We start from the raw sequence: 11,328 nt of genomic DNA on the forward strand, positions 1-11,328 counted from the left end.
TATTTGGATATCTTTTTACTCTTTCACACTTTTAGCTACACCGCACCATTCCAGTAACGTAAGCGCAAAGATCTCAGCACAACGGAATACCTCATCCAAAACGATGTATTCATTCGGGTAGTGTGCAACCTGTGTGACTCCAGGTCCGACAACAATCGCTGGGGTATTAGCCAAAGCCGTCAACAAACCGCCATCTGTTCCCCAAGGCGATGCTTCCACAATGGCACGATCTCCTGTCACAGCTTCAAACTGTGCTTGCAGAATTTCCATCAACGGATGATCTAGCTCCACTGCTCCCGGAACCCAACGAGCTCCGAACCACTCCAGCTCGACGGGCTGTTCTGCAAACCACGGGTCGATCTCAGCCAGCTTTTTGAGTGCTGCTGCCATTTCGGCTTTGGCATTGTCCATCTGCTCTCCTGGGGCAACCCCCATCCTTCCTTCCAGCTTGACGAGGTCAGCTACAGACGAAGGCCACTTGCCACCCTCAATCACCCCCAGATTAATCGGGATCGGAATGGGCAGCTTGGCGTAGAGCGGATCGTCGAGTCGATCATTTCGCTCTTTTTCCAATTGACCAATTGCTTGAACGACGAGCATGCTCTTTTCGATGGCGCTGACTCCCTCGTAGCGGGTCCCTCCGTGAGCAGAACGCCCTTTGACGGTCAATCTGAACCACATGGAGCCTTGCTGCTTCGGGAAAATTTTCATATTGGTCGGCTCTGGAATCAGGGCAGCATCCGCTTTGTACCCGCGAATGATGGTCGCCAATGTTCCAGCACCGCCGCTTTCTTCTTCTACGACGCTCTGAAAAATGACGTCGCCTTTCAGTTGCACACCCAACTTCTGTAGAACCTGGATCGCCAACAGTGAAGATAGGTTTCCACCCTTCATGTCTGTTGCTCCACGTCCGTAAAGCTTTCCGTCCACAACCTTCCCGCTAAACGGAGCATCGCTCCACTGTGCCAGATCGCCCTCAGGCACTACATCCACGTGTCCGTTTAGAATGATGGAACGCCCATCTCCTTGACCCTTCCACACACCGACGACATTCGGGCTACCTTCAAACGTTGTGCGCGGGGAGACAAAATACGGATGTGACACCAGCTCCTCGCCTTCCATGACCCATAAGTCAACGTCTAGCCCCATCTGCCCCAAAAGCTCTGCAATGCTTTGCTGGATGGATTGCTCTTCGCCTTGTACGCTCGGGCTTTTTACCCATTGCTGTAGCAATTGAACAGCCGCCTCGCGATCTTTTTCCAATTGCTCCCGAATAAGCACCTGCCAGTTTGCCATGTTTTTCCCCCGTTCCATGGTTTTTGTCTTTGCTTAGCGGAAAACGCCAACCTCTCCGTCCATCTTGAGCTCGGCTTCCGTTGCTCCAATCACGTCAGCGACACTGTAAGGATACATGACTTCTCGCAGATACAACCCATCTGGCATGACCTCCATTACTGCCATATCCGTGATGATCAAATCCGCTGCTTTTGTCGCAGTTAACGGCAGTGAACATTCCCGAACGATTTTCGAACGTCCGTTTTTATCCAGATGCGTGGTCACAACCATGACCTTCTTGGCCTTTTGTGCCAGCTCCATAGCTCCTCCCATGCCTGGGACGCGTTTGCCTGGAACGATCCAGTTGGCAATGTCACCATTTTGGCTTACTTCCAGGACCCCTAAAATCGTCATGTCCAACAGTCCACGACGGATGATGGCAAAAGCAGTCGCACTGTCAAAAAAGGATGCCCCTGTGGCGAGCGTGACAGGAAAACCGCCCGCATTGCATAGCATGGCGTTCTCCTCGCCTTTCGCAGGGCTTGGTCCTGTACCGAGAATGCCGTTCTCAGCATGAAACATGACCCGCTTGTCAGCTGGGATAAAATCCGCAACCAATGTCGGAATGCCGATTCCCAGATTAATAATCATGCCGTCTTCTACTTCCAACGCTGCGCGGCGGGCAATTCGTTCACGATAGCTCTCTGTTTCTTTTACTTCTTCCATGCCCATTGCCAGTTCACCCCTTCACTTTGGACAATAAAGTTCACGAAAACGCCCGGGGTGACGATTTCTTCCGGGTCGATCATGCCTACCTCTACAATCTCATCCGCTTCCACGATAGTAATGTCGCCCGCCATCGCCACTAACGGATTGAAATTGCGTGCACTTGTATCAAACACCAAATTGCCAAAGCGATCTGCTTTTTTCGCATGTACGATAGCCACTTCGGCAGTAAGCGGTGTCTCCAACAGGTATTCCTTTCCATCCAGAACGACTTTCTGCTTCCCTTTTTCCGCGATCGTCCCGATGCCGACATCCGATAGAATGCCTCCCAGACCGACTCCACCTGCCCGTACACGCTCTGCGAGTATCCCCTGCGGGCAGAACTCTACTTCCAGCTCTCCAGCCGTCATTTGGGCCCCTGCGTTCGGATTTGAGCCAATGTGTGAAGCAATGACTTTTTTAACGCGCTTTTCGGTCACCAGCTTGCCGATTCCGATATGCGGGAAAGCAGTATCGTTACTGATCAACGTCAGATCACGAACGCCCCTATCCAAAATCCCCTGAATCAACGTAGGCGGGTTCCCTACCCCACCGAAGCCCCCTGCCAACAGCGTCATCCCATCGTGAAAATGGGTGAGCGCTTCGGACAGGGAGACGACCTTTTCAAATCGGTTTGTCATTCTCGTTCCTCCTCCTCTATCCGATCAGTGCCTTGTCTTGGAGCTCTTGCTGAACAGCTACCACCGCTTCTTTCAGCAGAGATATCAGCTCATCGATTTGCTCCGTAGTAATGGTCAGTGGAGGTGAGATGATGACAGCGTCTCCTGCCACCCCTTCGATTCCGCCCATTGCCGGATAAATAAGCAAGCCTTTTTCAAATGCTTTTTCAATGACCTTCCCGCCTACCCCTTGTGAAAGTGCAAACGGCTCTTTTGTCTGCTTGTTTTTCACTAATTCCAGCGCGCACAGCATACCAAGACCACGTGCATCTCCGATCAACGGGAGCTCGTCAGCCAGTTCTTTTAGGCGGGCAAGCAAATAGGCACCTTGTTCTGCTGCTTTGTCGACTAGCTGATGCTTCTCCACATAGTTGAGGACAGCCAGAGAAACAGCAGCAGATTGTGGATTGGCGCTATACGTATGTCCTGCCATAATCGAGCCGCTGCCTTTTGTAATGGTCTCAATGATTTCGTCCGAGACAATCGTAGCAGCCATTGGCGTATAACCGGCACTCATCCCTTTACCCAATGCCATCAGGTCAGGTACGACGTCCCAATGGTCGATCCCAAATGCTTTCCCCGTGCGACCTACCCCTGTCATCACTTCGTCTGCGATAAACAGAACCTCATACTTGTCGCAAATCTCGCGAATGCGTTGGAAGTAACCATTTGGCGGCACTACAGCCCCACCAGAAGCGCCGATGACAGGCTCAGCGATGAATGCCGCTACTTGCTCAGGTCCGACGCGCAAAATCGCGGTCTCCAGCTCGTTTGCACACGCAAGCGCATACGCTTCGAGGGACATATCTTCTGGTTTACGATACGGATATGGTCCTGTGATCGCCGGATAGTCAGCCAATAATGAGGTGAACCGCTTTCTGCGCAAGACATGTCCAGACATCGAAAGTGCACCCATTGTAATCCCGTGATAGCTCATCCAGCGGGAGATAATCCGATTTTTCGTTGGTCTTCCTTTTTCCTGCCAATACTGAATCGCGATTTTTTGTGCAGTCTCTGTTGCTTCCGAACCGCTGCTGACAAAAAACGTCCAGTTCAGTGAGCCTGGTGCCCACTCAGCCAGCTTCGCAGCCAGTTTCTCCACAGCATCGCTGCTAAAATGCGAGCGGTATACGAAGGAAACCTCTTTGGCTTGCGCATACATCGCCTCAGCCACTTCTTCTACACCGTGACCAATGCTTGCCGTCACCGCTCCACTGGAACCGTCGATGTAACGATTCCCTTCTTTATCGTAAAGATAGATGCCTTTTCCGTGAGAAATTACCGGATACTCTTTGCCCAATTCAGGCTTGATTACATAGCTTTTCGTCATTTTCGTCGCCACCTCGCTTATTCTCTACCTCTATCCTAGCTGAGCAGCACGCAAGAGCCATCCTACGTGCTGGCAAAAAAACATGGCAAAGAGACAAAATCTTTTGTACATTTTGTATAAGAGAACCTTTACCGAGGCTTTTGGAGGAGATGCCTGATGACCATCACGATAAAAGAAGCACTACAACTGCCGGACATGGTTCACACCAGGCTGATCGCAGGAGCAGGCGGACTGGACAATCCGATTCGTTGGGTGACTATTGTCGAGGTGCTGGAGGATACGAGTCGCTTGCAGGAAGGCGAATTTTTGATTACAACCGGCTTTGGGCTGGCTGAAAACATGGAAAAGCTCGCTTCTTTTATTCCTTCGTTGGCGAAGCAAAAGCTGAGTGGCGTTGCGATTCATACGGGCTTTTACTTACGAGAAATTCCCGAGACGTTTTTGACTTTGGCGGATCACTATCAACTTCCATTGATTGAAATTCCCACGGAGATTAACTTTTCGATCATCACCAAAGCTATCTTGCAGCCGATCATGAATCGCCAATTTGAGACGCTGGCCTATTCCTCGGCGATTCACAATCGAATGATTGACGCTGCCCTGTCCAAAGGAGGCCTTCCCGCCATCGCTGGCGAGCTCGCTACACTTACCGGAGGCGTCGTGTCGCTCATCGATGCATTAGGCTTCGAAGTCACACAGCATGGCAGCTCGGAAGCACTGCCGCATGAGCAGTCCCAGGAAATCTCGCATCGTGTACCGATTCGCGCCAATCGCGAGCATTTTGGCACGTTGACCTTAACGAAGCCCGAGCACACCTGGAAAGAGCTCGATGACGTCGCTTTACAGCATGCCTCTACCTTATGTGCACTCGAATATGTAAAGGAAAGGGCAGTAGCCGCAACGGAATGGCGGTTAAAAGGGGATTTTGTGGAGGAGTTGCTAAACGGGCAGCAGATGACCCATACGGAGCTGGAGAGCCGTTGTCGCATGCTGGGGTACCCGCTTGCTGGACATCATCTCTGTGTCGCTGTTCGCGTAGAGGTAGCCGATCAGACGCTGCTTGGAGACATGCATCAAAGTGTCATTACGTTGATGCGGAGGCTTAGCGACCGTCATCAGCGCTCTTATTTGCTACGCGAGCGTCCACATTGCCTCTTATTTATTTTGCCGGATGATCAGACGAGCCTGCGCTTGTTGGAACAGCTCACTTCCCGCTGGAGAGGACTGCACCCTTCTCTTGACCTACAGATCGCCTTGAGTAATCCCTGTGAGCAATTGCCAAACGTCGTCAGTGCCTCCGAAGAAGCGATGTTTGCTCTCCAAGCTTATCCGCTGTTGGCCCAATCCCCGCAAATTTTGCGATACCGGGATATGCAGGGCTATCAGTTTTTATTTCCGTACCATCGTGAAAAAGATAGCTTGCTCCGCCTGTGGAACCCATTGCTAGAGCCATTAATTCGCTATGATACGAAATACAATCAACAGCTTCTCGAAACACTTGAAGTGTATTTGGCCCAAAATGGAAACGGTCTACAGACTTCGCAAGCCTTGTATATCCATCGACATACGCTCAAGTACCGATTGACCCAGATTGAAGAAAAAACAGGCTACCGCCTGGAGGATGCTCATCAACGCTGGCAGCTTCAGTTGGCCCTGATGGCCCGTCGTCTGCAACAGCAGTTGTATCCTACAAACAGGTAGCCTGTTATTCCCTCGTCGGACGAAGTGGCTTTACCCATATATTCATGTCTTCATATCCTGAAAAAATCGTGCAATTGTTAATCAACCGTCCGCGGTAAGCATAGCCCATTTTGGCAGCCGTCACATTCATTCCTGCAGATTGTGCCCGGGTCAAGGTGTATAAAAAGTAAATCCCCGCCTCCTCCATCCTTTGTTCCAGCGCGATAAACAACGGTTGGAGGAGACCTTTCCCCGCATGGTCTGGATCGGTCGCACAATCCGTCATTTCCGCTGAACCAAATCGTTCGGATACTTCAGCCGATGCAGCACATGCAATCTTGCCGTCAAATTCAACGACATAATAGATGGTGCCTTCTTGCATGGTTTTGAGAATGTAGGACGGATCGTTCATCGGTGTAGGATACGTCGCGAATACCAGTCCATACAAAAAAGCCAATTCCTTCGTGTCTGCCTCCGTTGCTTCACGCAGGTGGTATCCCTCGGGTAATGTTTTCTCTATCGTACCCCCCGCTCGTGACAAGCTCAACATAAGAATTTCCTCGGCAAGTTTTGCTGCACCAGAGGTGGCCCGCTCTTTTGTCAGATAGCAGGTGAGCATCTGTGCGTTTTCCCCTTGAAAAAAACCATCGATGGTTCCCTCCAGCTCGTAACCAAGGGATTGCCATTGTGAAACATCTTGTTTCTTCCCGTACACAATCACTTTTGTTGCCTCTGACTCTTCGGCCAGCTCCTTCATGACCCGATCCCACTGCTCGATTTGTGATGGTTCATATACGTGCAGCTTTACCCGGCGATTTTGTCGATCAATGATCAGGTCGCCAGCGTCCTGTGCGCCTACAACATTTATCACGGTCTTCATCCTCCCCTACAGTACTCCTCCTCTCATTGTAGCAAAACAAGTAAAGCCGTCATCTGCCAATCTGTATAAAAAAGCGTTCCTCATGCACAAAAAAACACAAGGTGGGCATTCTGTTGGGTCATATTTACACGTTCTTCATACCATAAAAGTAGATGCTTCATGTGCGAGAAGGAGGGTGTTTTTTGTGAGCTGCAATAACAATTTTGCCCTGATCCTTGTCCTCTTTGTCCTTTTGGTCATCGTACTCGTCGTAATCGGATAGACTTCTGGAGATGCCTCTCATGTCAGGTCGTATCGAGGGGCCTTTTACATATCATGGTAATAGGGAATCACACGCTCGAGAAGGGAGGAAGCCCTCGTGCCCCCACTTATCTATGCCCATCGTGGCGCTTCCGGCCTGTTTCCGGAAAATACGATGGGATCGTTTCAAGCAGCCGTCCGACGAAAAGCCAATGGGATCGAATTGGACGTCCAGCTCAGCAGTGATAATAAGCTGGTTGTCATTCATGACCATAGCCTGGAACGCACGACCAATGGTTCCGGTATGGTGCGCCAATACACATTGCGTGAACTGCGTCAGCTACGTGCGGATAAAGACTCGTCTATGCGAGTACCAAAAGCCCACATCCCAACCTTGCAGGAGGTATTCCAGACGTTTGTCGACACACCACTGCGCTTCATCATCGAGCTGAAAAATTTCTTCCTCGATCAACCCCACTTAGAGGAGCTCGTCATCGAACAAATCAGACGTTATCAGCTAACAGAGCGAACCATCATTTCAGCGTTTAACTTCGACAGCCTTTTACGAATTAAGCAATTGGATGCCACGCAAAGGACGGGACTTTTATACGTTGGACCACTCGTCAAGCCCTGGGAAGTAGCCAGCAGCTATCGAGCTGATCAATTGCACGTCCCTTATGATCAATTGACGGAAGACTTGGTCAAACAAGCAAAGGAGCATCATTTTGAAGTATTGAGCTGGACGGTGAACAGTGGTCGGCAAATTCAACGAGCCATTGACTGTGGTGTAGATGGTCTGATCACCAATTACCCGAAGCGTGCGAGAAATCTGATTCGCAATTTATAAAAAAGAAAGGGAGCCCTTAAAAAGGCTCCCTTTTTGTTGCTGCATCCTTACGTACGTGGCACGAAAAACTTTCCTTGCCAGCTATTCCGCGCTTTCAGTTCTGCATCAATGCCATTCAGAACTTCCCACTTTTTGCGACTCCACATCGGTCCAATCAAGAGATCAGGTGGGCCGTCCCCAGTGATTCGATGGACGATCATCTCTGGAGGTAAAATTTCCAATGTATCCACAACGAGCTTTGTGTACTCTTCCTGTGACAGGAATTCCAAAAGACCTGCTTCATATTGCTTCACCATCGGCGTTTTGCGCAGCAGATGCAACAGGTGTATCTTGATCCCCTGCACATCGAGATGTGCCACAGCATCTGCCGTCTGCATCATCTCTTCTTGGCTCTCTCCTGGCAATCCGTAGATGATATGTGAGCATACACGAATGTTGTGCTTGCGTAATCTCTCTACAGCATCCACGTAGCATTGATAATCGTGTGCTCGATTAATTAACTGGGCTGTGTGCTCATGAACTGTCTGTAGACCGAGCTCCACCCACAAATATGTGCGCTCATTCAATTCAGCCAAATACTCCACAACATCGTCAGGCAGGCAGTCAGGACGTGTGGCAATGGAGAGCCCAACTACACCTTCTTGTTGGAGGATGACTTCGTACATCTCCCGCAGCTCCTCTACAGGTGCATACGTATTCGTGTACGCTTGGAAGAAGCCCAAATACTTGGCTTGCGGCCATTTCTCATGCATGCGATTTTTCACATCATGAAACTGTCTTTCCAGGTCCATTCTGCGATCACCAGCAAAATCTCCAGATCCTCTCGCACTGCAAAACGTGCAGCCGCCTGTCGCTACTTTCCCATCCCGATTCGGACAACTAAAACCGCCATCCAATGGAACCTTGAAAATCTTTTCGTGAAAAGTTCCTCTTAAATGATTATTCCATGTATGGTATCGTTTATCGCCCCACAACAATGGGACGTCGTTGTTGTGAATATCTGTCGCGAGCTTCATTGCTGTTTTCCTCCTATGGGCACCGCTACGTCTGGCGCTGGTGCCTTAATCCCGTTGGCGAACGCTACTTGCTTGATCACGTCATTATACCAAATTCGGCAACGGTCTCGCTACTTTAAGATAATAGGAAAACCACAGGTGAATATTCCCCCTGTGGCTTTGCTTGTTTACGTCACTATTGCTGGATCTCCTCAATACGAATCGCGCGTGTGTGAGAGGTGTGACTCCACTCTTGGTTTTTCTTCGTAAAGAACGCGTAAAACATAATCGGAAGCCAGGTCAGGAAAAAGAATGGTAGTAAGAGGAGCCCGAAATACCCCTTCCACGGAACTTTATCCAAATAGAGGGCCAAGATCGGCAACAGGTAGAACACGGCAGTAGAACCGTATACCAGCCATGTAGGCAAGATCGTGGATACTGTTGTCAGCGTACCGATATCAAAAAATCTTGCCAAGAACAATACCGACATCATCGTCACCATCAGCACATACATCGGTTGGAAGAGGTAGAAGGCTGCATCAAGCATTCCCAGCTTTCTTGACTTCAAACCATTAAACAAGACAGCGCGGATGTAGCGTCCTGCCACATCGTAGTGCCCTTGCATCCAACGCAAACGCTGGCGCATCGACGATTTTAAATCAATCGGTTTTTCATCCCAGACCTTGGTGTCATGTGCCCATGTCGGGTAAATACCGCGTTCAATACAACGTGTTGCAAATTCCAGGTCTTCCGTGAGACTGGTTGCTCCCCAGCCCATTTCTTTGAGCAGGTTGCTCTCAATGCACAAGCCCGTTCCGCCCAAAGTGTTCGGCAGTCCCAAATTGTGACGAGCTAACTGCCACATACGGTTTGTAAACCAGTAGGTAACCGCATAGGACAGCGTAATCCAGGAATCAAACGGGTTCTTGGAGTCGAGGTAGCCTTGAATTACACGCGCCCCTTTGGAGAGACGGTCATTCATTACTTTCAGGAAGTTTTTCTCAACCAAGTTGTCAGCATCAAACATGACGACAGCGTCATACTGCTTAGGTCTTGCCCAGAGGTTCTCCAGCATCCATTCGATGCCGTAGCCTTTCCCACGCTTGGATGTGTCAAAACGCTCACATGCAATTGCACCATGCGCCCGACTAATTTCTGCCGTGTTATCTGTACAGTTGTCGCAAATGACGAAGATGTCGTACATTTCACGTGGATAGTCGAGTTTCTTCAGGTTTTCAATAAGCGGAGCAATTACGGCGCTCTCATTGTGAGCTGCCACGAGCACAGCAAACGTCTTTTGCGGCTCTGTTGTTACTTGCTCTTTTTTGCGGAACAGGCCTGCACAAGAAACCAGTGTTTGGTATGTGCCGATTACACCCACCGCAGACGTAAATCCGATGAATAATCCCTCAATGATCTCTCTAATTACACTCATGGGTTCTTCTCCTCGACCTAAACCAGATTGGGTCTGATCTGAATTTAGGTAGTGTTGTTTTTCCAACATTTCTCTATTGTTTTTCTCTCAATTGGCAGTTTACATCAAATGCGATTCATAAGCAATGACCCAAAAGTGGGAAAAAATAAGGCACTGCTATCACCTTTCCCACCTTTTTCTCTTTCTATTCGACAGTGCTTGGCAGTTGGCAGAAAAAAAAGCCCTTGTCGAAAAAGGCTCCATTTATTTAGAAAAATACAAACGCTCGTTTCCATTTCTTCCTGATTGTTTTCGGGATTGGTGCGGTCGGCGAGACTCGAACTCGCACGGGTCGCCCCGCCACCCCCTCAAGATGGTGTGTCTGCCAATTCCACCACGACCGCCTATAAACGCTGATTTTACTCGTGTTTTTCTGTTGACACGAAGTACGTTTTTGAGTATACACAATCAATTTTCGCAAGTCAATATCGTTTTCGATTTGATGGAGCCCATATTTTTCCTGTCAAACTATCTTTTTTATTGCTCAGTCTTATAGTAGATACGTTTGTCGAAAAAGAAAGTTACATGTCGCAAAAATTTTGAAAGAATGCAAACGCATCTCTACAAAAATATCATTGTTTCGTCACATTTTCCGAATAGAAAAGGAGCCATATTCTGTGATTTTTTTACATAATTTATGACAAGTCAGACAAAATATTTCCAATTTTGGATGAAAGTTTTTTAACTTTTTTTTGAAATAGGCTATTTGTCTCATCACATGCTTTTGTTTGTATCCTGAAAGACACTTTCTATCTTCTACGAAAAAAACCTCCTGCGGACGCCACAACGTCCTAAGGAGGCTATCTTTTGAAAAGGCGTGGCGTCCCAGGAGAGATTCGAACTCCCGACCGACGGCTTAGAAGGCCGTTGCTCTATCCTGCTGAGCTACTGGGACTAAAATGGAGGGAGTACCCGGATTTGAACCGGGGATAAGGGTTTTGCAGACCCGTGCCTTACCCCTTGGCTATACTCCCATGTTGTTATGGGGCGATCGATGGGACTTGAACCCACGAGTGCCGGAGCCACAATCCGGTGCGTTAACCCCTTCGCCACGACCGCCATATTTTTATGTAGTTTGGTAGCGGTGGAGGGAATCGAACCCCCGACCTTTCGGGTATGAACCGAACGCTCTAACCAGCTGAGCTACGCCGCCAAAATAAAA

10 protein-coding genes and 5 tRNA genes are annotated in these 11,328 nt (G+C 49.2%); 3 read left to right on the forward strand and 12 right to left on the reverse strand.

Annotated elements, in window-relative coordinates; translation table 11 throughout:
- Positions 1 to 15: 15 nt before the first annotated feature.
- From HPY27_RS09835 to HPY27_RS09850, 4 genes are read right to left on the reverse strand one after another with little or no spacing between them, the layout of a single operon-like run.
- Entirely contained in the window at positions 16 to 1,296 is a 1,281-nt protein-coding gene (locus HPY27_RS09835; RefSeq protein WP_017247771.1) for a peptidase, read from the reverse strand.
- Between the two features lie 33 nt (positions 1,297 to 1,329).
- Entirely contained in the window at positions 1,330 to 2,007 is a 678-nt protein-coding gene (locus HPY27_RS09840) for a 3-oxoacid CoA-transferase subunit B (RefSeq protein WP_174224867.1), read from the reverse strand.
- Entirely contained in the window at positions 1,989 to 2,681 is a 693-nt protein-coding gene (locus tag HPY27_RS09845; RefSeq protein ID WP_174224868.1) for a 3-oxoacid CoA-transferase subunit A, read from the reverse strand. The genes HPY27_RS09840 and HPY27_RS09845 overlap by 19 nt, the downstream gene beginning before the upstream one ends.
- Before the next feature lie 16 nt (positions 2,682 to 2,697).
- Positions 2,698 to 4,050: an aspartate aminotransferase family protein gene (locus HPY27_RS09850; RefSeq protein WP_017247768.1), complete on the reverse strand. Its 1,353-nt coding sequence runs from the start codon at positions 4,048 to 4,050 to the stop codon at positions 2,698 to 2,700.
- Positions 4,051 to 4,206: 156 nt separating this feature from the next.
- Here HPY27_RS09850 and HPY27_RS09855 point away from each other — a divergent pair, with 156 nt between their 5' ends.
- Positions 4,207 to 5,751 carry a PucR family transcriptional regulator gene (locus HPY27_RS09855; protein WP_174224869.1) on the forward strand — a complete coding sequence of 515 codons (1,545 nt, stop codon included), beginning with the start codon at positions 4,207 to 4,209 and terminating at the stop codon, positions 5,749 to 5,751.
- Positions 5,752 to 5,755: 4 nt separating this feature from the next.
- On the opposite strand, the gene ablB is transcribed toward HPY27_RS09855, so the two are convergent.
- Positions 5,756 to 6,610 carry a putative beta-lysine N-acetyltransferase gene (gene ablB / locus HPY27_RS09860; RefSeq protein WP_174224870.1) on the reverse strand — a complete coding sequence of 285 codons (855 nt, stop codon included), beginning with the start codon at positions 6,608 to 6,610 and terminating at the stop codon, positions 5,756 to 5,758.
- Between the two features lie 82 nt (positions 6,611 to 6,692).
- On the opposite strand from ablB, the gene HPY27_RS30585 reads away from it, so the two are divergent.
- The gene (locus tag HPY27_RS30585; RefSeq protein WP_174224871.1) at positions 6,693 to 6,872 is read left to right on the forward strand and encodes a YjcZ family sporulation protein; all 180 of its coding nucleotides are present in this window, start codon (positions 6,693 to 6,695) and stop codon (positions 6,870 to 6,872) included.
- A 96-nt stretch (positions 6,873 to 6,968) separates the two neighbouring features.
- Complete coding sequence (locus tag HPY27_RS09870; protein ID WP_083261745.1) at positions 6,969 to 7,697, forward strand: glycerophosphodiester phosphodiesterase; 729 nt, start codon at positions 6,969 to 6,971, stop codon at positions 7,695 to 7,697.
- Positions 7,698 to 7,744: 47 nt separating this feature from the next.
- Here HPY27_RS09870 and mnmL read toward each other — a convergent pair whose 3' ends face one another.
- From mnmL to HPY27_RS09905, 7 genes are all read right to left on the reverse strand, one after another.
- The gene (gene mnmL / locus HPY27_RS09875) at positions 7,745 to 8,713 is read right to left on the reverse strand and encodes a tRNA modification radical SAM protein MnmL/YtqA (RefSeq protein WP_069852441.1); all 969 of its coding nucleotides are present in this window, start codon (positions 8,711 to 8,713) and stop codon (positions 7,745 to 7,747) included.
- 175 nt (positions 8,714 to 8,888) lie between these two features.
- A complete protein-coding gene (locus HPY27_RS09880) occupies positions 8,889 to 10,127 on the reverse strand; it encodes a glycosyltransferase family 2 protein (protein WP_007724131.1) in 1,239 nt (412 codons plus the stop codon).
- Positions 10,128 to 10,425: 298 nt separating this feature from the next.
- Positions 10,426 to 10,510, reverse strand: a tRNA-Leu gene (locus HPY27_RS09885).
- 474 nt (positions 10,511 to 10,984) lie between these two features.
- A tRNA-Arg gene (locus HPY27_RS09890) sits at positions 10,985 to 11,061 on the reverse strand.
- Positions 11,062 to 11,066: 5 nt separating this feature from the next.
- A tRNA-Cys gene (locus HPY27_RS09895) sits at positions 11,067 to 11,140 on the reverse strand.
- 9 nt (positions 11,141 to 11,149) lie between these two features.
- A tRNA-His gene (locus HPY27_RS09900) sits at positions 11,150 to 11,225 on the reverse strand.
- A gap of 17 nt (positions 11,226 to 11,242) precedes the next feature.
- Positions 11,243 to 11,319: transfer RNA gene (locus HPY27_RS09905), tRNA-Met, on the reverse strand.
- Between the last annotated feature and the right edge of the window lie 9 nt (positions 11,320 to 11,328).

This window comes from Brevibacillus sp. HB1.1 (genome assembly GCF_013332445.1).
Lineage (GTDB): Bacteria > Bacillota > Bacilli > Brevibacillales > Brevibacillaceae > Brevibacillus > Brevibacillus porteri.

Bases quoted from the DNA above. Each gene is read 5' to 3' on its own strand.
- HPY27_RS09835 (WP_017247771.1), bottom strand. From the start codon at position 1,296: ATGGCAAACTGGCAGGTGCTTATTCGGGAGCAATTGGAAAAAGATCGC.
- HPY27_RS09840 (WP_174224867.1), bottom strand. From the start codon at position 2,007: ATGGGCATGGAAGAAGTAAAAGAAACAGAGAGCTATCGTGAACGAATT.
- HPY27_RS09845 (WP_174224868.1), bottom strand. From the start codon at position 2,681: ATGACAAACCGATTTGAAAAGGTCGTCTCCCTGTCCGAAGCGCTCACC.
- HPY27_RS09850 (WP_017247768.1), bottom strand. From the start codon at position 4,050: ATGACGAAAAGCTATGTAATCAAGCCTGAATTGGGCAAAGAGTATCCG.
- HPY27_RS09855 (WP_174224869.1), top strand. From the start codon at position 4,207: ATGACCATCACGATAAAAGAAGCACTACAACTGCCGGACATGGTTCAC.
- ablB (WP_174224870.1), bottom strand. From the start codon at position 6,610: ATGAAGACCGTGATAAATGTTGTAGGCGCACAGGACGCTGGCGACCTG.
- HPY27_RS30585 (WP_174224871.1), top strand. From the start codon at position 6,693: ATGCACAAAAAAACACAAGGTGGGCATTCTGTTGGGTCATATTTACAC.
- mnmL (WP_069852441.1), bottom strand. From the start codon at position 8,713: ATGAAGCTCGCGACAGATATTCACAACAACGACGTCCCATTGTTGTGG.
- HPY27_RS09880 (WP_007724131.1), bottom strand. From the start codon at position 10,127: ATGAGTGTAATTAGAGAGATCATTGAGGGATTATTCATCGGATTTACG.